Here is a 23327-nt window from a genome sequence, read left to right on the forward strand (position 1 = left end):
GCCCGGTCCCATTCCGAACCCGGAAGCTAAGCCTGCCAGCGCCGATGGTACTGCACTCGACAGGGTGTGGGAGAGTAGGACACCGCCGGAACATCCTTCACGATAGGGGACCCAGATTCTGGGTCCCCTATCGTCGTTTGGGCACCTTGTCGTGCCCGCGCCATGCTGCCGCGTCTCTGCCCCACGGTCGGCGCGTGGTTGAATTTGTGTTGGGGCCACGAAACACCGGCTTCCGGAACCTAGAAAGGGATCACCGTGTCGGAACAGAACGACGGTCGGAACTCCTTCCGACGCGGCGAGGGATCCGACCGCCCGTCCCGAGGCACCGGATCGGGCGAAGGCCGCCAGCATCGCTCCGGTGAAGGCGCGTCCGGCTCACGCGGTTCGGGTGAGCGCGGCGGCTTCCGGCGCGGTGAGGGTTCCGGGGGTCGCGGCGGCGACTCGGGGCAGCGTAATACGTACGGATCCCGTGACAATTCCGGTGACCGACGCGGCGCTTCCGGTGATCGTGGTGGTTTCCAGCGCGGTGGCTCGGGTGAGCGCGGCGGGTACAACCGCGACTCCGGCCAGGGCGGCGGCTTCAAGCGCGGCGGTGACTCCGGCTCGCGCGGTGGTTTCCACCGCGGTGACTCCGGTGACCGGAGCGGTTCCCATCGCGACTCCGGTCAGGGCGGCGGCTTCAGGCGCGGCAGCGCTTCCGGTGATCGCGGTGGTTTCAGTCGCGATAGCTCGGGCGAACGCGGCGGGTACACCCGTGATTCCGGCGAGCGTGGCGGCTTCAAGCGCGGTGACTCGGGTGATCGTGGTGGCGCCGGTGACCGTGGCGGTTACAGCCGCGGCGGCGGTTCCGGTGATCGTGGTGGCTTCCAGCGCCGCGGTGATGCCGATGATCGCGGCGGGTCGAATCGTGGCGGCGAGCGTGGCGGTTTCAGCCGCGGTGGCGGTTCGGGTGATCGTGGTGGCTTCCGCCGCGATTCCGATGACCGCGGCTCATCGAACCGCGGCGCGGGTTCCAGCGACCGCGGCGGATTCAACCGTGGCGGTTCCGGTGATCGTGGTGGTATCCAGCGCGGTGGCTCGGGTGAGCGCGGCGGCTACAACCGCGACTCCGGTGAGCGCGGTGGCCCCAGGCGCGGTGGCGACTCCGACGATCGTGGCGGATTCAGCCGCGGTGGTGGCTCGGGTGAACGTGGCGGCTACAGATCCGATTCGGGTGAGCGCGGTGGCTTCAAGCGCAGTGGGGATGCGGCCGAGCGCGGTGGCTTCAAACGTGGCGGCGATTCCGATGACCGCGGTTCCAGGCGCGGCGGCTCCGATGATCGCCGCGGTGATTTCGGTGAGCGTGGCGATGCGGATCGTCGCCGCGGTGGTGAAGGCGCCCGGGCGGGTGGCCCCGGCGGCCGAGGGCTGGATCGCAGGCCACCCCGTCCGGATGAACCGGATCTGCCCGATGACATTCAGGCTTCGGACCTGGATCCCGCGGTTCGACGCGATCTGCTCAGCCTGGACAAGGGCAACGCTGAAACTGTCGCCCGCCACCTCGTGATGGCGGTCCGCCTGATCGACGACGACCCGGGTCTGGCCCTCGCACATGCCCGCGCCGCGCGTCAACGCGCCGGCCGGATTGCCGTGGTCCGTGAAACCGCCGGTGTCACCGCTTACCACGCGGGCGAATGGGCAGAAGCCCTCTCCGAGCTGCGCACCGCCCGCCGCATGTCGGGAGGTTCCGGCCTCCTCGCCGTCATGGCCGACTGCGAACGCGGGCTCGGCCGTCCCGAACGCGCCATCGAACTCGGTCGTAGCGATGAGGCACGCACCCTCACCGGCGATGAGGCCACCGAACTCCGCATCGTCGTCGCGGGCGCTCGTATGGATCTCGGCCAATACGACCAGGCCGTGGTGACCCTGCAAACCCCCGACCTCGATCCCGTCCGCACCGGCTCGGCGGCGGCCCGGCTCTTCTACGCCTACGCCGACGCCCTGGTCGCCGCGGGACGCACCGACGAGGGCCTCCAGTGGTTCCTCAACTCCGCCTCCGCCGACCTCGATGGCGAAACCGACGCCGAGGAACGCGCCGCCGAACTGACCGGCGACCAGTAGACGACACCCGGTTCAACTCTGGCCCCGGACCCGCAGTTCGGGGCCACAGTTGTTTGCGCCGCCGGAAGCCCAACTGTGTGTGGAATGCCGTGGACAGCTTCTTCGCATCCGAAGACCTCGACTGTCCCGCACACACCCATGCCGCGACCACGGGAGTGCCGCTGGCGGGCCTGCCCGACGGGATCACCGCGGAGTTCTGTGTCCGAGACACGGAGCTGGAATCGAAACCGCTCGCCGCCGTTATCACGCAGATCTGCGTCGCAACGTTCACCGGAATCGGCGCGCGATCATCGGAGCCACTGCGCCTGAAACCGCGGTCATCGGAGCTGAGCAGATCGTTTCGAACCGCGGAGTCGAGGTCCGAAGCCCGGATGTCATCGGGTAGATCCGGTTCTTCCGGAGGGCCAGTCTGGCGTCGGTGATTTGCTCAGCGCGGATCTGTACCGCCCAGGCTCGGATCACCCCGCCCTGCCTGGGGACAGCTGGACGTCTGTGCCCCCTGGGCCGACGAACTTCGCTGATCGCCGGTAGTCGCACTTGCGGAAATCCGCGCTGGGCCGGAATATTTCGTGCACAGGCCGGTGTCGTGAGGTGTCAGCGACGCGGCGCACAACCGATCGCGCGAGAGCGGAATCCTCGGCCGGGCATCGACGGAGGTGACGAAGTCGACAGCCGGATGTCGGCGGTCTGGCGTAGTGTGCGGAGGTCTCGGCCTGCCGCCGAGGTTGTCGGATCGGGGGCGAGGGTCGGCCTGGCCGTCGTCGGGCGAACCGGCGCAAGTGCGGACGGCGTGGTGCCGAACGGTGACACGGAGTGAGAGTGGTGTGACGCGATTACGGGATCGCTATGAGGCCCTGCTGCTGGATCTGGACGGAACGCTGTATCGGGGTCCCGTGGTGATCGAGGGCGCGCCCGAGGCGTTGGCCGGGGGCGTGAATTCGGCTGCGGCGCAGCGGCTCGTCTATGTGACGAACAACGCGAGCCGTGGGCCCGAGGTGGTCGCCGAGCATTTGGCGGAACTGGGTTTTCCGGCGGTAACCGACGACGTGGTGACGAGTGCCCAGGCCGCGGCCCGCCTGCTGGCCGAGCGGCTCGCGCCGGGCGCGGCGGTGCTGGTCGTCGGCACGGATGATCTCGCGCGGGAGGTCGACGCGGTCGGCCTGAAGTCGATCCGCCGATTCGATGGCGATGCCCCCGCCGCTGTGGTGCAAGGACATTCGCCGCAGACGGCGTGGCCGGATCTCGCCGAAGCCGCCTATGCATTGCGCGCCGAGGCGTTGTGGGTCGCGGCGAATACCGATAAGACCTTGCCGAACGAACGCGGGCTGGCGCCGGGTAACGGCGCGATGGTCGCCGCGCTGCGCGCCGCGTCCGAGCGGGAGCCGATCGTCGCCGGTAAACCTTTCGCACCGCTGATGGAAGACGCGCTGGTGCGGGCGGGCACCCGCAGCGCGCTGGTGGTCGGGGACCGACTGGATACCGATATCGAGGGGGCGAACCGGGTCGGCCTGGAATCGCTGCTGGTTCTCACCGGTGTCAGCACCCTCGACGAGTTGCGTGCCGCGCCCGCCGAGCGGATCCCCACCTACGTCGCGACCTCCCTGGACGCACTCAACCAGCCGCCCGTCGAGTCCGAAACGGAGGTCGACCTCGGCGCGGATCTGGCCGAACTGCTGCGTCGTAACCCCGGCCGGGCGGTGACGGTACGCGCGTCCGGTTCGGAAATCCGATAGCGTTGTCCCCACGATGAGTACTCCGATACCCCGCCCGAATGGACCCGGCATGACTGCACCCGGCTCGAACGGACCCCGTCCCGGTGTCCCGCTGCCCGGCCAGCATCTGTCCGGCGCGCCGGGGCGCCCGGAGCCCGCCGACCCGGCGCGGATTCGCAGTGAGATCGACGCATTGCTCGCCGAACTCGACTCGCGGTCGCACTGGGTGAATCCGGCGGCGGACAGCACCGAATCCGGCGCGGATATCACCCGCCGCGCCCGCATCCTGGAACAGGCGCACGATGTGCTCGTCCAGGCCCTGGCCACGGTGGACAAGATCTGAGGTGGCCAGGCGCGCGCGGGTGGACGCCGAATTGGTTCGCCGCGGGTTGGCACGATCGCGAGAGCACGCGGTCGAGTTGATCGGCGCGGGCCGCGTCCTGATAGCTGGAACGGTCGCCGTGAAACCGGCGACCGCGGTCGAGGCGGGCACACCGCTGCTGGTGCGTGAGCAACCCGACGAGGTGTCGTGGGCGTCGCGCGGTGCGCACAAGTTGTTGGGCGCGCTGGCGGCGTTCGAGCCGCTCGGTATCACCGTCGCGGGTAAACGCTGCCTGGATGCGGGTGCGTCGACCGGGGGGTTCACCGATGTGTTGCTGTCCAAGGAGGCGGGCGAGGTGGTCGCCGTCGACGTCGGTTACGGCCAGCTGATCTGGCGGCTGCAGAACGATGAGCGGGTCCGGGTCCTCGACCGCACCAATGTCCGCATTCTCACCCCCGACATGATCGGCGGCACCGTCGACCTGGTCGTCGGCGATCTGTCGTTCATCTCACTCGGCCTGGTGTTGCCCGCACTGGCCGCCTGCACCGCGCCCGGCGCCGATCTGCTGCCCATGGTGAAGCCGCAGTTCGAGGTGGGTAAGGAGCGCGTGGGATCCGGTGGCGTGGTGCGAGATCCGGCCCTGCGTGCGGAGGCGGTGCGGGAGGTCGCCCGGGTCGCGGCTGCGCACGGGCTGCGCACGCTCGGCGCGGTGGCCAGCCCGCTGCCCGGTCCGTCCGGGAATGTCGAATACTTCTTGTGGTTGCGTAATGAAGGGCAGTTCGAATACGACGGCGAGCAGGTCGCGGCCCTCGTCGATCGTGCGGTTGAGGAGGGTCCACAGTGAACGCGCCTGCCGGGGCCGGCGGACGGGAAATTCTGCTGGTCTCGCATCCGGGACGGGCGGAGATCATCGAAACCGCCCATCGCGTCGCGAAGATCTTCGCGGACGCGGGCATCGGTTTGCGGGTACTGGCCGACGAGGCCGATAGCACCCGGTTCGAATGCGAGGATCCCAACGCCAATGTGCTGGCGGTGGCCGAACCCGGCGGGTATCCGGCGCGGGTGGTCCCGCACGATCCCGATGCGGCGGTCGGCTGCGAGATGGTGCTGGTACTCGGCGGCGACGGGACCTTCCTGCGTGCCGCCGAATTGGCCAGACCCGCGTCGGTGCCGGTGCTGGGAATCAACCTGGGCCGCATCGGGTTTCTCACCGAGGCCGAGGCCGAGCATCTGGACGAGGCGCTGGCCCAGGTGGTGCGCGGCGACTACCGCATCGAACACCGGATGACCATCGACGTCACGGTTCGGGTGGACGACGAAATCGTCGAATCCGGCTGGGCGTTGAACGAGGCCAGTATCGAGAACGCGTCCCGGATGGGGGTCCTCGAGGTTGTGCTGGAGGTCGATGGCCGCCCGGTTTCGGCATTCGGCTGCGACGGCATCCTCTTGTCCACCCCGACCGGTTCCACCGCCTACGCGTTCTCCGCGGGCGGCCCGGTGGTGTGGCCGGAGCTCGAGGCGCTGCTGGTGATTCCGAGCAATGCGCATGCCCTGTTCGCGCGGCCGCTGGTGACCAGCCCCGAGTCTCGGATCGCGGTGGAATCGGTTGCGACGGGCCATGATGCGATAGTTTTCCTGGATGGCAGGCGTACCCTGGCTCTGCCGCGCGGTGGCCGGGTGGAAGCGGTCCGCGGCGCCGAACCCGTGCGCTGGGTGCGGCTGGACTCCGCGCCGTTCGCGGATCGGATGGTGCGCAAGTTCCAGTTGCCCGTGACCGGCTGGCGTGGCCGACGGCGAACGGAGAGCAGCAGGGGGACGGCAGCCAGCGGAGCTGGCGGGGTGGGTGAGGACTAGTGCTGACAGAGATCAGGATTGACGGACTCGGCGTCATATCCACCGCCACCGCGCAATTCCACGAGGGGCTGACCGTCCTCACCGGTGAGACCGGCGCGGGTAAGACCATGGTGGTCACCAGCCTGCACCTGCTGAGCGGAGCGCGGGCCGATGCGGGCCGGGTCCGGCTCGGCGCCCAGCGCGCGGTAGTGGAGGGGCGGTTCACCGTCGAGGATGTGAACGAGGCGGCCCGCGCGGAGGTCGCCGAGGTGCTGGAATCGTCGGCGGCCCGAACCGACGACGACGGCAGCATTATCGCGGTGCGCACGGTGGGCACCGACGGACGCTCGCGCGCGCATCTGGGCGGGCGAGGGGTTCCGGCCTCGGTGCTCGCCGAATTCACCGCGCCGCTGCTCACCGTCCACGGCCAGAACGATCAGTTGCGGTTGCAGCGCCCCGATCAACAGCTCAACGCACTGGACCAGTTCGCGGGCGACACCGTCGGGCCGCTGTTGCGCAAATATCAGGTGTACCGGCGCTCGTGGCTGGCTGCCCGCGCCGAACTCCTCGAGCGCACGGCCCGTAGCCGCGAACTCGCACTCGAGGCGGATCGGCTCAAACATTCGCTGAACGAAATCGACGCCATCGCCCCGGAACCCGGCGAGGATGTGCGGATCGTGGACGAGGTACGCAGGCTCAGCGATCTGGATTCGTTGCGCGAGGCTGCCGCGACCGCACACGATGCGCTGGCCGGTCCGTCCGATTCGCCCGAAGCCGGTTCCGGCGCACTGGAATTGCTCGGCGCCGCCCGTGCCCGCCTGGAATCGGCGGATGATCCGGCGCTATCCGTGCTCGCGCCGCGGCTGGGGGAGGCGATCGCGGTGGTGGTCGATCTCACCACCGACCTCAGCGGGTATCTGTCGGACCTGCCCTCGGATCCGGGCGCGCTGGATTCGCTGCTCATCCGGCAGGCCGAACTCAAGAGCCTGACCCGCAAATACGCTCCCGATATCGACGGGGTCATCGCATGGGCCGATGACGCCCGCACCCGGCTGGATTCACTGGACGTCTCCGAGGAAGCCCTCGCGAAACTCGACAGAGAGGTGGGTGTCGCGGCGGAGAAGGTGCGGGAGGCGGCGCGTAAGTTGACGACCGCACGCACCAGGTCGGCGAGCAAGCTCGCCTCGGCGGTCAGCGCGGAACTCGGCGGGCTGGCCATGGGTAAGGCGCGGCTCGAGGTCGACGTGCGGCCGGTGCCCGCGGGCGCGCAGGATTCGGCGCCGCTCACTGTCGGCGGGATAGAGCTGCACGCCGGTTCGTCCGGGGTGGACGAGGTGGAGTTCCGGCTCTCCGCGCATTCCGGTGCGCAGTCACTTCCGTTGAGCAAGAGCGCATCCGGTGGTGAACTCTCCCGTGTCATGCTCGCGCTCGAGGTGGTGCTGGCCAGTTCGGATCACGGGGCAACCATGGTCTTCGACGAGGTCGACGCGGGTGTCGGCGGCCGCGCCGCGGTGGAGATCGGGCGTCGTCTTGCCCGTCTTGCGCGCACCCACCAGGTGATCGTGGTGACCCACCTGCCGCAGGTTGCGGCCTTCGCCGACACCCACTTGGTGGTCGATAAGTCCGATGACGGCAAGGGCAAGGTCAACAGCGGTGTTCGCGCGCTGACCAAGGATGAGCGCGTCATCGAGCTGGCGCGGATGCTGGCTGGTCTGGATGACACCGAAACCGGACGCGCGCATGCCGAGGAACTTCTCGAGACGGCGCGGGCGGAGCGCACCCCCGCCTGACCGGGGCGTCCTGCACTTGCTCCGGATTCCGGACCCGAATACGGACGAACCCTCGCACGCTATGCGCGCGAGGGTTCGTCAGCGGTGCCCGGCGATGAACTCAGCCCAGCGCCTTCTGCGCACCCTTGATGAACTGGTTGATCAGATTGCGCAGCCCGAATTCGAGCACCTTCGCGGGTACCGGCAGGATGGGCTCCGACTCCATCGTGTACGAGACCAGGGTCCCGTTATCGGCGTCGGTGAAGGTGATGATGCCGACGTGGCGCTTGACCGGGGCGCCCTTGATGATCTTGTATTCCATCCGCTCGCCGGGGACCAGATCGGTGGTCTCCTCGACGAACCCGACCCCGGCCTTGCCGATCTGGTACTGCGCGCCGACACCGTTCGGCGTGGGCGTGCCCGGCTTCTTCAGCGTGAAATCGACCGGCAGGTACGGATTGATCCCGTCACGCTCGGCGAAGAACCGGTAGACGACCTCACGCGGGGCCGGGATGACGGCATCAACGGTGCTGCTGGCCATGATGTCTCCTCTTTGAGCTGTCTGTGACGGGAAGTGTATAGGTATCACGCCACCACACCGTGAGGCGTGTCACTCGAATCACAGCCGCGCGGCGCGGACATCGGGATGCTACGTGTCCCGGCGCGCGCGGCGACGAGTACGGCGATCGTGTCGAAGGTGGTCGGTTCGCACTGCTGACCACGCCGCGGTCTCGGTGGTGCGGGCGCCCGCGCTCACCACGGTGTCCGAGGCGAGCGCGGGCATCCCCGGCGGCGAGGGCGAATCCGGTCGTCGGTTGGAATCAGCATGATCGAGTCCGTTGTCTCCGGCGGCGATTCGGCGCAGCGTGAAAGGCGACCCGGAATGTGTGCCGGACGTGATCACGTGGCGGGCAGACGAGGAGAACAGCGGTGGGAAACCCGATCAACGGATCGGGACCGGTCGCCTCCGGGCTGCCGCATGGGCACACGTCGAGGGTGGCTTTCCGGCCTGGCGGGCCGCCAAGCTGCCGACGGACCCGCCCTCGACGAGCGAGCACTGACGACCATCCGGAGGAGATATCACATGGTTGCACGGCGTAGGCCGCTCAAGACGGTGACGGGTGTGAGCGGGGCGGTGAACGTCTATTCGGCCGCGCTCGACCCCGAGGTGTCCACCGTCGCCTCCTCGATCGAGATCGCGAAGATCGCCGAGGACAACGGATTCGACGCATTGTTCGCGGCGGACCTGCTGAGTTTCGGTGCGCAGGGCGCGATCGGCGCGCAGGAGCCGTTGATCTTTCTCTCGGCTCTGAGCGCGGTCACCTCGCACGTCGGACTCATCGCGACGGTGACGACGACCTTCCACCACCCCTACAACCTGGCACGGCTGTTCGGCACGGTCGACCACATCAGCAATGGTCGCGCCGCATGGAATGCGGTTACCTCCTCGGTCGGTGAGGAGAACTACGGCGACCAGGAGTTGCCCAGTCCGGAGGAGCGGTGCGCGCAGGCGGCCGAATCGATAAAGGTCGTCAACGCGCTCTACGACAGCTGGCGCCCGGGCGCGCTGACCCCCGACGGTCGCGGCGGCGCGGTGCTGGATTCCGGCCTGGTGCACCCGATCGACCATGTGGGACAGTTCTTCACGGTGCGCGGACCGCTGAATATTCCACCGCTGCCGCAGCGCAGGCCGGTGCAGTTCCAAGCGGGACAGTCCGACGGCGGCGTCGAACTCGGCGCCCGGTTCGCGGAAGTGGTCTTCACTTCGCTGCCGACACTGGAAGACGCCGTCACCTACACCAAGCGGATCCGTACTCGCGCCACCGAATTCGGACGCGCCGACGGGTTGCCCCTGATCATGAGTTCCTTCCACGCCACCTACGGTGCGTCGGAAGCGGAGGTGCGCCGGGTTGTGCGGGAGCAGGCCGAGGCCATCGATCTCGATGCGGGCCGCGCGGTGCTCGAGGATATGTTCGGCGGCGGCGTAGACCTTTCCGCGCTACCGCTGGATCGGCCGATTCCGGACGATCTGCTGCCCGACGTCTCTTCGGTCAACCGCAGGCGCGGGCGGGCGGAGATCTTCGCCAAGCTTGCTCGAACGGGAAAGACGTTGCGCGAGTTGATCATCGCATCGAAAGACACCGGTCACTGGGCTGCCGCGGGGACGCCGGAGCAACTCGCGGATGCGATCGAGGAACGCTACAACGCGGGTGTCCTCGACGTCATCTCACTCGGCGGTCTCGCCGAGCCGCGCACCCGTGACTTCCTGCTGAACGGACTGCTCCCGGAACTGCGTCGCCGTGGCATCGTCGGCACCGACTATGTCGGCGACACCTTCCGCGCGAATCTCGAACTGCCCGCTCTCCCGGACTGAGCCGCGCTCCGGAGCTCCGCATGCCGAATGCGTCTCGACGGACTTGCGGCGGTGGGCGGGCAGCGCCGCAAGCCTGTCGAATGCGCGGCTATTGCAGTGCGGTGCGCTTGATCTGCTCGAACTCCTCGGCGCTGATCGCGCCTTCGTCGAGCAACTTCTTCCCGGTCGCGATCTGTGATGCCGCGTCGGCCCCCGCGACCTTGCGGATGTATTCGTCCTGGGCGGCCTTCAATTCGAGCGTATCGGCCACGCGTCGTTCCGCCATGCTCTTCCCACGGACGATCAGATAAATCAGGGCCGCCAGGAATGGGCATATGAGCAGGAAGACCACCCAAATCGCTTTCGCCCAGCCCGATGTGTCCTTATCACGGAACAGGTCCGTGAGGATCGAGAACAGCACCATCAGGTAAGCGACGAAGAGGAAGCTCACCACGATGAACCAGATAATGTCCCAAAAAGACATGTCGATCGCCCTTTCCGAGGCCGCGGCACCGGGGCGCCGTCAGCACGATGGCATCGCGCTTTCATGCGACGTGGTTCAACCATGGCTGCGCGGCGTCCCGATTCCCTCACACGCAGCGGGTGATTTCACGGCAAAAACCGTGGTGTGGTCAATTGCGTCGCGCAAATAGATCCGGGCGGTCGGGATTTGTTACAGGAAGTATCACAGTGACGAATGTGATGTATGTTACGGCGCGCCTCCACCAATGATTGAGGGTTCGCGACCATCATCGGGCCATGAAGATGCTGGCCATGTTGTCGAAGAACACCGAATCGCTGCCCGGGCTCACCGGGGTGGCCCGGGTTGATCGAAACACCCGGCGTCTGCTGCGGCGCGTAGGCCCCGGCGATGTCGCGGTCCTCGACGAGATGGATCTGGACCGGATGACCGCCGACCGGCTCGTCGAAGCCGGCGTCACCGCGGTCGTCAACACCTCGCCGTCGATCTCCGGCAGGTATCCCAATCTCGGCCCGGAGGTTCTGGTGGCCAACGGGGTCCTGCTGCTGGATACGGTCAGCTCGGATGCCTTCACCAGAATCAAGGACGGAGCCAAGGTCCGCATCGCCGAGGGCGTCGTCTACGCCGACAAGCTCACCAAGAAGGAACCCGAGGTTCTGGTCGAGGGCATCGAGCTCACCGAATCCGGCATCACGGAACGGATGATCGAGGCCCGCAACGGTCTGGCCGACCACCTGGAGGCCTTCGCGGGCAACACCATCGAGTTCATCCGCACGGAAAGCGCACTGCTGATCGACGGCATCGGGGTACCCGAGCTGGAACTATGCATGAGGAACCGGCATGTCGTCGTGGTGGCCGACGGTTCCGATCACGCGGACGATCTCAAGCGACTCAAGCCGTTCATCAAGGAGTACGCCCCGATCATGGTCGGGGTCGGCCGCGGCGCGGACACCCTGATGAAGCGCGGCTACCGGCCCGACCTGATCGTCGGTGATCCGGACGAAATCACCACCGCCACCCTGAAATCCGGCGCCGAGGTGATCCTGCCTGCCGACACCGACGGTCACGCCAGGGGTCTGGAGCGCATCCAAGACCTCGGTATCGGCGCCACCACTTTCCCCTCCTCCGGTGCCCCCGCCGATCTGGCCCTGCTGCTGGCACACCACCACGGCGCGGCACTGATCGTGACCGCGGGCGCGGCCGCCTCGCTGGACGACTTCTTCGATCGCGGTCGCCGCGACAGCAATCCGGCCACCTTCCTGACCCGGCTCAAGATCGGCACCAAGCTGATGGACGCCAAAGCCGTCGCCACCCTCTACCGCAACCGAATGTCCGGTGTCGCCATCGCCATGGTGGTGCTCGCGGCGCTGGTCGCGGTGATCGTGGTGCTGCTTGCCTCCAACACCGGCGGTGAGGTCACGAACTGGGCCATCGATAGCTGGAACCGGCTCGCGCTGTGGGCGCAGGGCCTAGTCGGCGCCGGCGGCCTATAGGGGTCTGCCGGCCACGAGCACAGGAGGATCATGATTTCGTTTCGCCAGCACGCCATGTCGATCGTCGCGATCTTCCTCTCGATCGCGATCGGCGTGGTACTCGGTTCCCAAACGCTGGCGGCGGACATGCTGTCCGGATTGCGCTCGGATAAAACCGAACTGCGTCAGCAGGTCGACACACTGTTCACGCAGAACCGGGAGCTCGCCGTCGAACTGGACGCCGCCGACCGCTTCATCGCGGATTCGGCGGGTCGCATACTGGGCGGCACCCTCGCCGACCGCAGCGTCGTCGTCTTCACCACCCCGGATGCCGATCCCGCCGATATCGAGTCGGTGACCAAGGGCCTGGAGACCTCGGGCGCCACGGTGACCGGCCGGATCGCACTCACCGATGCCTTCGTGGATGCCGACGAAGGTGACCGGATGCGCACCACACTCACCAATGTCATCCCGGCCGGAGCCCAACTGCGCACCGGCGCGGTCGATCAGGGCAGTATGGCGGGCGATCTGCTCGGCCTGGCGCTGCTGCTCGATCCGGTCAACGCGCAACCGCGCAGCACCCCGCAGGAACTCGGTCTGGTACTGGAAACCCTGCGCGGCGGCGGATTCCTCGCCTACGGCGACACCCCGGTACATCCGGCCCAGCTTGCCCTCGTCATCACCGGCAACGGCGCGAAATCCGCTGAGAATTCCCAAGGTTCGAATATCGCCCGTTTCGCGGGCGCACTGCGCGGCCGGGGCGCGGGCACGGTGCTCGCGGGCAGGCCGGGTGCGGCCGACAATTCCGGCCCGATCGACGCCACCCGTTCCGATTCGGCACTGGCCACCACCGTGACCACCGTCGACAATCTGGACCGTGAGATCGGGCGCGTCACCGCGGTGCTCGGCCTGACCGAGCAGCTCAACGGGGGAGCGGGCCGCTACGGTACCGGTACGAAGGCGACGTCATTGACCCTCTCCGGGCTGCCGCGCTAGCTGACTTCGCCACTGCTTTCCGGCGTCATGTCCCGGCCAACCGGCCGCCGGGGTGGTGTTCCAGCGATATTCACCGGGGTGCGGTAGCGCGATACCGGTCGGATGTCGAGGCGAGTTGTCTCACAGTCGCCCGGCCGCCGCATCGGCACACCGTGCCCCCGCACATCCGCAACGCCGAGCTCAGGGTGTGAACGCCGTGCACCGGGCCCCGTCGACAACCCGCAGCGACTTCCAGGCAAACGTGCGTGGCATGCGATCGGCGCAACGCATCCGTGTTACCGTGAAGACCCGTGGGTCAAACACGGATTCAGGCGCGAACTGCCACGAAACACATCTTCGTCAGCGGTGGTGTCGCCTCCTCATTGGGTAAAGGCCTTACCGCTTCCAGCCTCGGTCAGCTGCTGACGGCGCGCGGTCTGCGCGTCACCATGCAGAAACTCGACCCGTATCTGAACGTCGATCCGGGCACCATGAATCCGTTCCAGCACGGAGAGGTGTTCGTGACGGAGGATGGCGCCGAGACCGATCTCGACGTCGGCCACTACGAGCGGTTCCTGGACCGCGACCTGTCCCGGGACGCGAATGTCACCACGGGGCAAATCTATTCGTCGGTCATCGCCAAGGAGCGACGCGGCGAATACCTCGGTGACACGGTGCAGGTCATCCCGCACATCACCGACGAGATCAAGAGCCGAATCCTCGCGATGCAGGGTCCGGATCTCCAGGGGCAGGTGCCCGACGTGGTGATCACCGAGATCGGCGGCACCGTCGGCGACATCGAGTCACAGCCCTTCCTGGAGGCGGCCCGCCAGATCCGCCACGACGTCGGCCGGGACAACGTCTTCTTCCTGCACGTCTCGCTGGTGCCGTATCTGGCGCCCTCGGGCGAGTTGAAGACCAAGCCGACCCAGCACTCGGTCGCCGCGCTGCGCAATATCGGTATCCAGCCCGACGCGTTGATCCTGCGCTGCGACCGCGAGGTGCCGCAGGCGCTGAAGAGCAAGATCGCGCTGATGTGCGACGTCGAAGTCGACGCTTGCATCTCCACCCCGGACGCGCCGTCCATCTACGACATCCCGAAGGTGCTGCACCGCGAGGGCCTGGACGCCTACGTGGTGCGCAGGCTCGGCCTGCCGTTCCGCGACGTCGACTGGACCGTCTGGGGCGATCTGCTCGATCGGGTGCATTCGCCGCGCGAGACCGTCGAGGTGGCGCTGGTCGGCAAGTACGTCGACCTGCCGGACGCCTACCTGTCGGTCACCGAGGCACTGCGCGCGGGCGGATTCGCCTCGCGGGCCAAGGTGCAGATCCGCTGGGTGCCCTCCGACGAATGCGAGACCGAGGCGGGCGCGGCCAACGCGCTGCGCGAGGTGGACGCGGTACTGATCCCCGGCGGGTTCGGCATCCGCGGCATCGAGGGCAAGGTCGGCGCGATCCGCTTCGCCCGGACCCGCGGCATTCCGCTGCTCGGTCTCTGTCTCGGCCTCCAGTGCGTGGTGATCGAAGCGGCCCGTTCGGTCGGGCTGACCGAGGCCAACTCGGCCGAATTCGAGCCGGACACCCCGCATCCGGTGATCTCGACCATGGCCGATCAGGAGGAGATCGTCGCCGGTGCGGCCGATCTCGGAGGCACCATGCGGCTGGGCGCCTATCCGGCGACCCTGGCCAAGGGCTCGGTCGTCGCGCACGCCTACGGCAGCGAGAATGTCTCCGAACGCCACCGGCACCGGTACGAGGTGAACAACGCCTACCGCGACAAGATCGCCGCGAGCGGCCTGCGATTCAGCGGGACCTCCCCGGACGGGCACCTGGTCGAATTCGTCGAGTACCCGGCCGACGTACACCCGTTCTTCGTGGCCACCCAGGCGCATCCGGAGCTCAAGAGCCGTCCGACCCGTCCGCATCCGCTTTTCGCGTCGCTGATCTCGGCGGCGCTGAAATACAAGCTGGCCGAACGGCTTCCGGTCGACATGCCGGATGACGAATTGGCGAACGCGGAACAGAATTCCTGAGTGAGTGAGCGTCGCGAGCGGACGAGCGATTCGTTCGCGACGCTACCCGGCGCACGGGGCGTCGCGGTCGTGTGGGAGTGCAGCGGGCGCGCGGTGGGTATAACCTGCGGCGGAGTGTCGGCGGGGCACGGGCGGTGCGATGTGGTCGCATCCGGCGAGCCCGAGGTGAGTGAGGTGCGGTCGTGAGTCCGAACGAGGCGAGCCGAGGCAGCCACGATTTCGAGATCGTGTCCAGCAGAACCGTCTACAGCGGGGCCATTCTCGCGCTGCGGTTGGATCAGGTCGCGATGCCCGGTGGCAGGGTCGTCGAGCGCGAGGTGATCGAACATCACGCCGCGGTAGCGATCGCCGCGATCGATGACAACGATGAGCTGGTGCTCATTGATCAGTACCGGCATCCGATCGGAGGGCGGTTGCTGGAACTGCCCGCCGGTCTGTTGGACGTGCACGGTGAGGATCCGCTCGAGGCGGCCCGGCGTGAGCTGGCCGAGGAGACCGGGCTGGCCGCTCGGGACTGGTCGGTGCTGGTCGACGTGGCGCTCTCGCCGGGCTTCACCGACGAAGCATTACGGGTCTACCTGGCGCGTGGACTGTACGAGGTCGACCAGCCGGAGCCGGAGAACGAGGAAGCGGACCTGCAGGTGGTGCGCATGCCCGTCAGTGCGGCCGTGCGCGCGGCGCTGGCGGGGGAGATCGTCAACGCGACGGCGGTGGCGGGCGTGCTGGCCCTCGCCGCGGCCCGCGCGGACGGCATCACGCTACGACCCGCCGACGCGCCGTGGCCGGGTCAGCCCACCGCCTTCCTGCGCCGCCAGGCGCGGCAGCAGTCCGCGGACTGACGGGATCCGAGGTGCTCGCGCGCGAAATCGACGCCTATCTCGACCATCTCGCGGTCGAGCGCGGAGCGGCGCGCAACACCCTCGGCGCCTACCGTCGCGATCTGGACCGCTACCGGGATTTCCTGACAGCCCGCGGCATCACCGAACTCGACAGGGTTGTCGAGGCCGACGTCGCCGAGTTCACCATGGCGTTGCGGGCGGGCGGCGCCGAGCATCCGCCATTGGCCGCGAGCTCCGTCGCGCGCGCGTTGATCGCGGTGCGCGGGCTGCACCGCTTCGCCGCCGCCGAGGGCATCACCACCACCGATGTCGCGCACGCCGTCAAGCCGCCGGCACCGGGCCGTCGGCTGCCCAAGGCATTGCCCTACGAGCAGGTGCTGCGTTTGCTGGAGGCGGCGGGCGGCGGGCCGACGAACCCCGCCGACCCCGTCTCCGGCGCCGACGGCGGTCCGCGTGGCCTGCGTGACCGTGGCCTGCTGGAACTGCTCTATTCGACCGGCGCGCGGATCTCGGAAATGGTCGGCCTCGACGTCGACGATATCGATTCCGGCGAACGCGCCGTTGTCCTGCACGGTAAGGGCGGCAAACAGCGGCTGGTCCCGATCGGTCGCCCCGCCCTTGCCGCTGTCGACGCGTACCTGGTCCGCGGCCGTCCGATGCTGGCGGCCAGCGGAAAGAGCAACGGCGGAGCGCTGTTCCTGAACGCCCGAGGCGGGCGTCTGTCCCGGCAGAGTGCCTGGCAGGTGTTGCAGACCGCCGCCGAGCGCGCGGGCATCGGCGCCGCCGTCTCCCCGCACACGCTGCGCCACTCCTTCGCCACCCACCTCCTCGACGGCGGCGCGGATGTCCGTGTGGTGCAGGAACTCCTGGGACACGCCTCGGTGACCACCACCCAGATCTACACGCTGGTGACCGTCAATACGCTGCGTGAAGTCTGGTCGACCGCGCATCCGCGCGCCCACTAGCGGACCCGAGGCAGGCTCCGCAGCCGACTATCGATGCCACCGCTGGTAAATCCGGGGAGTTCCTCGCTGTCCGCGCACCGGGTATCGTCCGGTCCGGGTACTTCCGGCAGCTCGGTCGCGTCACGCGGCGGGGTGGGGTGGGACAGCACGCATACTATGGGACGCCGTGTCGCGTGTCCGAACGTGGGTCTCGACCTGTCAAGCGGTAGCGTCTATCGAGAGCTGGACCGTACGAAAGCGAGGTCGGGCCTGATCGGCCTCGCTACGCTCGGGCGAGGCAACAGGCAGAACGCATAAGGAGCAGCGGATCGTGACGACAGCCGGAGCGGCAGAATCGCCGATGGGTGCTGGGGCGCAGCCGCTTACGGGCCCCCCGCCGGGACCGTACTCGGACGCCGCGGCGGAAACGCTGTGGGGCAACGGGGCCGAACCTGTACCGGAGAGCGCGGAACTCGGGCCCACGGGGCGTCCGCTGCGTCTCGTGCCGGACCCGCCACCAGTGTCCAGGCAAGGTGACGCGCTTATTGTCGCCATGTGCAACCAGAAGGGCGGGGTCGGCAAGACCACCTCGACCATCAATCTCGGTGCCGCGCTGGCCGAATACGGCCGCCGAGTGCTGCTGGTGGATCTCGACCCGCAGGGCGCGCTCTCGGCGGGCCTCGGTGTCGCGCACCACGACCTGGATCTGACCGTGCACAACCTGCTGATCGGATCCCGCACCTCCATCGACGATGTGCTGATGCCGACCCGGGTCGAGAATTTGGATCTGCTGCCCAGCAATATCGACCTCTCGGCGGCGGAGATCCAGCTGGTCAACGAGGTCGGCCGGGAGCAGACGCTGGGCCGTGCACTGGAACCGGTGCGCAACCGCTACGACTACATCCTCATCGACTGCCAGCCGTCGCTGGGCTTACTGACCGTGAACGCGCTGGCCTGTTCGGATGGCGTGATCATTCCGATGGAGTGCGAGTACTTCTCGCTGCGTGGACTCGCGCTGCTCAACGACACCGTGGAGAAGGTGCGCGACCGGCTGAACCCGCGGCTGAGCCTCTACGGCATCGTGGTAACCATGTTCGACGCCCGGCTACTACATTCGCGTCAGGTCATGGCTCGCGTCGTCGAGGTCTTCGGCGACCTGGTGTACGACACCGCCATCTCGCGCACCGTCCGTTTCCCGGACGCCAGCGTCGCGGGTGAGCCCATCACCACGTGGGCGCCGAAATCCGGTGGGGCCGAATCGTATCGGGCGATGGCGCGGGAAGTCATCCACCGGTCCGGCCGGTGAGCGACGCGAGAACCCGGGCGCCACAGACGACAAGCACGGAAAAGTCCGGCTCGGACGATATCGCGGCGCCGGGCGGTGCCGTCGTGCCTGTACCAGCGGCGCCCGCTGCCGCGTCGGAGGCCACCGAGACGCCCGGAGAACCGGCGCAGCCGTCCGGATTCCACCTGAAGCTCAGCAACTTCCAGGGCCCGTTCGATCTGCTGCTGACCCTGATCAGTTCGCGCAAGTTGGATGTCACCGAGGTGGCGTTGCACCAGGTCACCGACGAATTCATCGCCTACACCAAGGCTTTGACCTCGAATATGGCCGAGGAATCAGGGCTGCGCGCGGATAAGATCCTGGACCAGACCACCGAATTCCTGGTGGTCGCCGCGACGCTGCTCGATTTGAAGGCGGCCCGGTTGCTGCCGTCGGGCGAGGTGACCGATACCGAGGATCTGGAGCTGCTGGAGGCCCGCGATCTGCTCTTCGCGCGCCTGCTGCAGTACCGCGCGTTCAAACAGGTCGCCGAACTGCTGGGCGAGCTGGAGGCCGTCGCGCTGCGCCGCTACCCGCGCGCCGTCGGCCTGGAGGAACGCTTCGCCGACCTGATGCCCGAGGTTACGCTGGGAGTCGACGCGGCAGGCTTCGCCCAGATCGCCGCCGTGGCCTTCCGGCCTCGTCCGATCCCCAAGGTCGGGCTCGATCACCTGCATTCGCACGCGATCTCGGTCGCCGAGGAAGCGGCGCGGGTCTTGGAGCGGCTCAAGGAACGCGGGGCGGGCGGTTGGACCACCTTCGCCGAGCTGGTCGCCGATTGCGAGGTGGCGGTGCAGATCGTCGCGCGCTTCCTGGCGTTGCTCGAGCTCTACCGGGGTAAGACGATCGAGTTCGACCAGCCGGACCCGCTCGGCCCGCTCGCGGTCAGCTGGATCGGCGAGCTCGACCCGGATGCGGAGCAGGCGCAGACCGTCATGATCGAGGAGGACTACGGGTGAACGAGCCCAGCGAGCAGGCGATGGATACCGGGTCCGCGGATTTGGTGGACATCTCGGGCACGGCGGGCGGTTCCGGCTCGGCGGCTCCCACGGCCGCGTCCGCGGCCGTGGATCGCGCGGATCGGCCGGACGAATCCGAGATCTCGAGCACAGTCGACCTGGACGCGCCCGACTCCGACGCTCGGCCGACGCCAGGGCCGACAGTGGCGGAGTTCACCCCCGAGGTCCTCGACGACACCGAATTCCGCAGCGCGCTGGAAGCCATGCTGCTGGTTGTGGACGCTCCCGCCCCGGTAGAACAGCTGGCCGCGGCCCTGGACGACACCACCGAGCGGGTCGAGGCGGCGCTGCGCGCGATGTCGGCCGAGCTCTCCGCCAGGGGCAGCGGCATCGACCTGCGTTTCGTCGGGGACGGGTGGCGCTTCTATACTCGCAGCGAGTACGCACCCTATGTGGAACGGGTGTTGCTCGACGGTGCCCGGACCAAATTGACCCGGGCGGCGTTGGAAACATTGGCGGTGGTGGCCTACCGCCAACCGGTGACCCGAACCAGGGTCAGCGCGGTCCGGGGCGTGAATGTCGACGGTGTGATGCGAACGCTGCTGGCTCGTGGATTGATCGCCGAGGCTGGTGTCGACCCGGAAACGAACGGCACGCAGTACTGCACGACCGAACTGTTCCTGGAACGGATCGGACTTGCCTCGCTGTCGGATCTGCCACCGCTGGCGCCCCTGCTTCCGGGCGTCGACCTGATCGATGAGATCAACGACAGTCTGGATACGGATCCCCGTTACACCAGGCTGAAAAAACCCGCCGAGTCCGACCTGGATCTCGGCACCGAGGACTGACAGGACAGATGAATACTTCCGCTCGCCGAGATGGCACACCGGATCGTAGGAAACGCAGCGACCAGCCCGCCAGGGGTGGCGCGACCCGCAACACGGGCTCCCGCGGCGCCCGCGCGGCACAGCGCGGAGCCGCCGCCGAGAGGGGGGCCTGGGAGAACGACCAGCGCGGCGGCAGCGCTAGGCATGGCGGCTCCCCGGGTGACGCGCAACGCGGCAGCGGGCATCGAGGAACGGCCCGCGGTGGGTATTCGCAGGGTGGCACGGCCTCGGGTGGATCGGCCCAGCGCGGCGGCACCGCGCGGCGGCCCGCCCAGGCGCCCGCGCCGACCGGTCGCAAGGCCAAGAACCCCAAACCGCAGCGCCAGGTCTCCGGGCCGCCGCTGCTGAGCAATGCCAAACCGGCCCGTCGCCAGCACGCGGAACCCGAGATCACCGAAACCCACACCAAGATGCCGTGGGGCGAGGGTGAGCGGCTGCAGAAGGTGCTCGCCAAGGCGGGTGTCGCGTCGCGTCGCGCCGCCGAGGAAATGATCGCGCAGGGCCGGGTCGAAGTCGATGGGCTCATCGTGCGCGAGCAGGGCCTGCGCATCGACCCGCAGAACGCCGTGGTCCGGGTCGATGGCACCCGCGTGATGGTGCGCGAGGAACTGGTGCATCTGGCGCTGAACAAGCCCAAGGGCTGGCAGTCCACGATGTCCGACGATCTGGGCCGCCCATGCGTCGGCGATATCGTCGCCGAGCGGATCGCGGCCGGGCAGCGGCTGTTCCACGTCGGGCGGCTCGACGCCGACACCGAGGGGCTGCTGCTGCTCACCAATGACGGCGATCTCGCGCACCGGCTCATGCACCCGTCGTTCGAGGTTTCCAAGACCTATCTGGCGACGGTGCACGGCGAGGTCAATAACAAGATCATCGGCAAACGGTTGCGAGAAGGCATCGAGCTCGAGGACGGCCCCGCCAAGGTGGACCGTTTCCAGGTGCTCGAACTGGGGGAGGGACGTTCCCTGGTGAAACTGGTGTTGCACGAAGGGCGTAAGCACATCGTGCGCCGCCTGCTGGACGCGGTCGGCCATCCGGTGACCCGGTTGGTGCGCACCAATATCGGTCCGGTGGTTCTGGGTGATCAGCGGCCCGGCACGCTGCGGGTGCTCGGTCGCGATGAAGTCGGCAAACTCTACGAGGCGGTGTCGTTGTGAACGGTGTGGAGGTTCCGGTGCAGCTTGACGCAGCGGGGAAGCTTTCGGGCACTGAGTCTTTGGTCGTTGCCATGGACGGGCCTTCGGGTACCGGAAAGTCGAGTGTCTCGCGGCTGCTGGCAACCCGGTTGGATGCGCGCTACCTGGACACCGGCGCCATGTACCGCGTCGCCACCCTGCGGGTGCTGCGCGCGGGTATCGAGCTCACGGATGCCGCCGCCATCGGCGCGGCCGTCAAGGAGCTGCCGCTGACCATCGGCACCGATCCCAGTCGCGAGGTCATCGAACTCGACGGCGAGGACGTCTCGTCCGAGATTCGCGGCGACGCGGTCACCAAGGCCGTCTCCGCGGTGTCCGCGGTGGCCGAGGTGCGTGAGCTGCTGGTCGCGCTACAGCGTGAAATCGCCTTCAGCGCACAGCGAATCGTGGTCGAGGGCCGCGATATCGGCACCGTGGTGCTGCCCGGTGCCGACGCCAAGATCTATCTGACCGCTTCGGCGGAGGCCCGCGCCCAACGGCGCAATCAGCAGAACATCGCCGAGGGCCGCGGCGACGATTACGAAGCCGTGCTCGCCGATGTGCAGCGCCGTGACAATCTCGACTCCACCCGCAAGGTCTCCCCGCTGCGCCCGGCCGCCGACGCGGTCCTGGTCGACACCAGCGAGCTGACCAAGGACGAGGTTATCGACGAGTTATATCGCGTCGTCGCGCAGCAGGTTTCAACGAGCTCGCCGGGAGGCGCCCAATGAACGAAGACGTACTCGCCGGCGACGGTATCTGGAGCGACGAATCCGAGTGGGAGATCGCCGATTTCGAAGGCGTTCTGGAGGACGAGGAACACCTCGCCATGCCGACCCTCGCGGTCGTCGGCCGCCCGAACGTCGGCAAGTCCACGTTGGTCAACCGCATCCTCGGACGCCGCGAGGCCGTCGTCGAGGACATCCCCGGGGTGACCCGGGACCGCGTCTCCTATGAGGCCAATTGGTCCGGCAGGCGCTTCTGGGTGCAGGACACCGGCGGCTGGGAACCCGACGCCAAGGGACTGCAACAGCATGTGGCGCGCCAGGCCGAACTGGCCATGGAGACCGCCGACGCCATCCTGCTGGTGGTCGACGGCACCGTCGGCGCCACCGCCACCGACGAGGCGGCGGTGAAGAAGCTGCGGCGCTCCAAGATCCCGGTGATCCTGGTCGCCAACAAGGTCGATGACCAGCGCGTCGAATCCGAGGCGGCGACCCTGTGGTCGCTCGGCCTCGGTGAACCGCGCATGGTCAGCGCCGCGCACGGCCGCGGCACCGGTGACCTGCTCGACGACGTACTCGCCGCCCTCCCGGAGACCCCGCGCGAGGGCACCGGCGGCTCCGGCCCGCGCCGTGTCTCGCTGGTCGGCAAGCCGAATGTCGGCAAATCCAGTCTGCTCAACAAGCTTTCGGGCGACGAGCGCTCGGTGGTGCACGATGTCGCCGGCACCACCGTCGACCCGGTCGACTCACTCGTCGAATTGGGCGACAAGATCTGGAAATTCGTCGACACCGCGGGCCTGCGCCGCAAAGTCTCCAACGCCAGCGGCACCGAGTTCTACGCTTCGCTGCGGACCAAATCCGCGCTCGAAGCCTCCGAGGTCGCGATCATGCTGATCGATGCCTCGCAGCCGATCACCGAGCAGGACCTGCGGGTCATCAGCCTGGTCGCCGACTCCGGTCGCGCCCTGGTACTGGCCTTCAACAAATGGGATCTGGTCGACGAGGACCGGCGCCTGGTGTTGGAGAAGGAGGTGGACCGCGAACTGGTCCGCGTCCCGTGGGCTCAGCGGGTGAACATCTCCGCGCATACCGGCCGCGCCGTGCAGAAACTGGTCCCGGCCATGGAAACCGCACTGGAATCCTGGGATAAGCGCATCCCGACGGGCCGCCTGAACACCTGGCTCAAAGAGGTCATCGCGGCCACCCCGCCGCCCATGCGCGGCGGTCGCCTGCCCCGTGTGCTCTTCGCCACCCAGGCCGCCACCCGCCCCCCGACCTTCGTGCTCTTCACCACCGGCTTCCTGGAAGCGGGCTACCGCCGCTTCCTGGAGCGACGACTGCGCGAGGAATTCGGGTTCGATGGTTCACCGGTCCGCATCTCGGTGCGTGTCCGGGAGAAGCGGGATCGCAAGAAGTAGTTCGAG

Annotated in this window: 22 protein-coding genes and 1 rRNA gene; 20 read left to right on the top strand and 3 right to left on the bottom strand. The window is 67.9% G+C overall.

Annotated elements, in window-relative coordinates:
• A 5S ribosomal RNA gene (gene rrf / locus AB0H61_RS32705) occupies window positions 1-91 on the top strand; the annotation flags it as partial.
• Window positions 92-375: 284 nt separating this feature from the next.
• On the opposite strand, the gene AB0H61_RS32710 is transcribed toward rrf, so the two are convergent.
• Window positions 376-654, bottom strand: coding sequence for a hypothetical protein (locus tag AB0H61_RS32710; protein WP_357311701.1), 279 nt, complete (start codon window positions 652-654; stop codon window positions 376-378).
• Between the two features lie 408 nt (window positions 655-1062).
• Here AB0H61_RS32710 and AB0H61_RS32715 point away from each other — a divergent pair, with 408 nt between their 5' ends.
• The 6 genes from AB0H61_RS32715 (at window position 1063) to recN (ending at window position 7757) form a co-directional block, all read left to right on the top strand.
• Window positions 1063-2100, top strand: coding sequence for a hypothetical protein (locus AB0H61_RS32715; RefSeq protein WP_357311694.1), 1038 nt, complete (start codon window positions 1063-1065; stop codon window positions 2098-2100).
• A gap of 824 nt (window positions 2101-2924) precedes the next feature.
• A complete protein-coding gene (locus AB0H61_RS32720) occupies window positions 2925-3833 on the top strand; it encodes an HAD-IIA family hydrolase (protein ID WP_357311613.1) in 909 nt (302 codons plus the stop codon).
• Between the two features lie 49 nt (window positions 3834-3882).
• The gene (locus tag AB0H61_RS32725) at window positions 3883-4155 is read left to right on the top strand and encodes a hypothetical protein (protein ID WP_357311614.1); all 273 of its coding nucleotides are present in this window, start codon (window positions 3883-3885) and stop codon (window positions 4153-4155) included.
• A gap of 1 nt (window position 4156) precedes the next feature.
• A complete protein-coding gene (locus AB0H61_RS32730; protein ID WP_357311615.1) occupies window positions 4157-4978 on the top strand; it encodes a TlyA family RNA methyltransferase in 822 nt (273 codons plus the stop codon).
• Window positions 4975-5988, top strand: a complete 1014-nt coding sequence (locus tag AB0H61_RS32735; protein WP_357311616.1) for an NAD kinase — start codon at window positions 4975-4977, stop codon at window positions 5986-5988. Before AB0H61_RS32730 ends, AB0H61_RS32735 begins: the two co-directional genes overlap by 4 nt.
• Window positions 5988-7757 (top strand): DNA repair protein RecN, encoded by a 1770-nt coding sequence (gene recN, locus AB0H61_RS32740; protein ID WP_357311617.1) that lies wholly within the window; start codon window positions 5988-5990, stop codon window positions 7755-7757. The genes AB0H61_RS32735 and recN overlap by 1 nt, the downstream gene beginning before the upstream one ends.
• A 100-nt stretch (window positions 7758-7857) precedes the next feature.
• Here recN and AB0H61_RS32745 read toward each other — a convergent pair whose 3' ends face one another.
• Window positions 7858-8277 (bottom strand): SRPBCC family protein, encoded by a 420-nt coding sequence (locus tag AB0H61_RS32745; RefSeq protein ID WP_357311618.1) that lies wholly within the window; start codon window positions 8275-8277, stop codon window positions 7858-7860.
• 543 nt (window positions 8278-8820) lie between these two features.
• Here AB0H61_RS32745 and AB0H61_RS32750 point away from each other — a divergent pair.
• Window positions 8821-10110 carry an NtaA/DmoA family FMN-dependent monooxygenase gene (locus AB0H61_RS32750; protein ID WP_357311619.1) on the top strand — a complete coding sequence of 430 codons (1290 nt, stop codon included), beginning with the start codon at window positions 8821-8823 and terminating at the stop codon, window positions 10108-10110.
• A gap of 88 nt (window positions 10111-10198) precedes the next feature.
• On the opposite strand, the gene AB0H61_RS32755 is transcribed toward AB0H61_RS32750, so the two are convergent.
• On the bottom strand, window positions 10199-10579 hold the full coding sequence (locus AB0H61_RS32755) for an SHOCT domain-containing protein (RefSeq protein ID WP_357311695.1): 381 nt from the start codon (window positions 10577-10579) through the stop codon (window positions 10199-10201).
• Between AB0H61_RS32755 and AB0H61_RS32760 the strand changes: the two genes are divergently transcribed.
• The 12 genes from AB0H61_RS32760 to der all read left to right on the top strand — a co-directional run bounded on the left by AB0H61_RS32760 (window position 10545) and on the right by der (window position 23321).
• Window positions 10545-10742: a hypothetical protein gene (locus AB0H61_RS32760; RefSeq protein ID WP_357311620.1), complete on the top strand. Its 198-nt coding sequence runs from the start codon at window positions 10545-10547 to the stop codon at window positions 10740-10742. The genes AB0H61_RS32755 and AB0H61_RS32760 overlap by 35 nt on opposite strands.
• 106 nt (window positions 10743-10848) lie before the next feature.
• Entirely contained in the window at window positions 10849-12063 is a 1215-nt protein-coding gene (gene steA, locus AB0H61_RS32765) for a putative cytokinetic ring protein SteA (protein ID WP_357311621.1), read from the top strand.
• A 30-nt stretch (window positions 12064-12093) separates the two neighbouring features.
• Window positions 12094-13038 carry a copper transporter gene (locus AB0H61_RS32770; protein ID WP_357311622.1) on the top strand — a complete coding sequence of 315 codons (945 nt, stop codon included), beginning with the start codon at window positions 12094-12096 and terminating at the stop codon, window positions 13036-13038.
• Window positions 13039-13328: 290 nt separating this feature from the next.
• Window positions 13329-15050, top strand: coding sequence for a CTP synthase (locus AB0H61_RS32775; protein WP_357311623.1), 1722 nt, complete (start codon window positions 13329-13331; stop codon window positions 15048-15050).
• Between the two features lie 182 nt (window positions 15051-15232).
• The gene (locus AB0H61_RS32780) at window positions 15233-15889 is read left to right on the top strand and encodes an NUDIX hydrolase (RefSeq protein WP_357311624.1); all 657 of its coding nucleotides are present in this window, start codon (window positions 15233-15235) and stop codon (window positions 15887-15889) included.
• An 11-nt stretch (window positions 15890-15900) separates the two neighbouring features.
• Window positions 15901-16854, top strand: coding sequence for a site-specific tyrosine recombinase XerD (xerD, locus tag AB0H61_RS32785; protein ID WP_357311625.1), 954 nt, complete (start codon window positions 15901-15903; stop codon window positions 16852-16854).
• A gap of 340 nt (window positions 16855-17194) precedes the next feature.
• Entirely contained in the window at window positions 17195-18139 is a 945-nt protein-coding gene (locus AB0H61_RS32790; RefSeq protein WP_357311696.1) for a ParA family protein, read from the top strand.
• A 164-nt stretch (window positions 18140-18303) separates the two neighbouring features.
• Window positions 18304-19116 (top strand): segregation/condensation protein A, encoded by an 813-nt coding sequence (locus tag AB0H61_RS32795; RefSeq protein ID WP_357311697.1) that lies wholly within the window; start codon window positions 18304-18306, stop codon window positions 19114-19116.
• Complete coding sequence (gene scpB / locus AB0H61_RS32800; protein WP_357311626.1) at window positions 19113-19964, top strand: SMC-Scp complex subunit ScpB; 852 nt, start codon at window positions 19113-19115, stop codon at window positions 19962-19964. The genes AB0H61_RS32795 and scpB overlap by 4 nt, the downstream gene beginning before the upstream one ends.
• Before the next feature lie 8 nt (window positions 19965-19972).
• Window positions 19973-21160, top strand: coding sequence for a pseudouridine synthase (locus AB0H61_RS32805; RefSeq protein WP_357311627.1), 1188 nt, complete (start codon window positions 19973-19975; stop codon window positions 21158-21160).
• A 71-nt stretch (window positions 21161-21231) separates the two neighbouring features.
• A complete protein-coding gene (gene cmk / locus AB0H61_RS32810; RefSeq protein ID WP_357311698.1) occupies window positions 21232-21909 on the top strand; it encodes a (d)CMP kinase in 678 nt (225 codons plus the stop codon).
• Window positions 21906-23321 (top strand): ribosome biogenesis GTPase Der, encoded by a 1416-nt coding sequence (gene der, locus AB0H61_RS32815; RefSeq protein WP_357311628.1) that lies wholly within the window; start codon window positions 21906-21908, stop codon window positions 23319-23321. Before cmk ends, der begins: the two co-directional genes overlap by 4 nt.
• Window positions 23322-23327: the final 6 nt, after the last annotated feature.

Source organism: Nocardia sp. NPDC050710 (assembly GCF_040654375.1).
In the GTDB taxonomy this organism is placed as follows: Bacteria; Actinomycetota; Actinomycetes; order Mycobacteriales; family Mycobacteriaceae; genus Nocardia.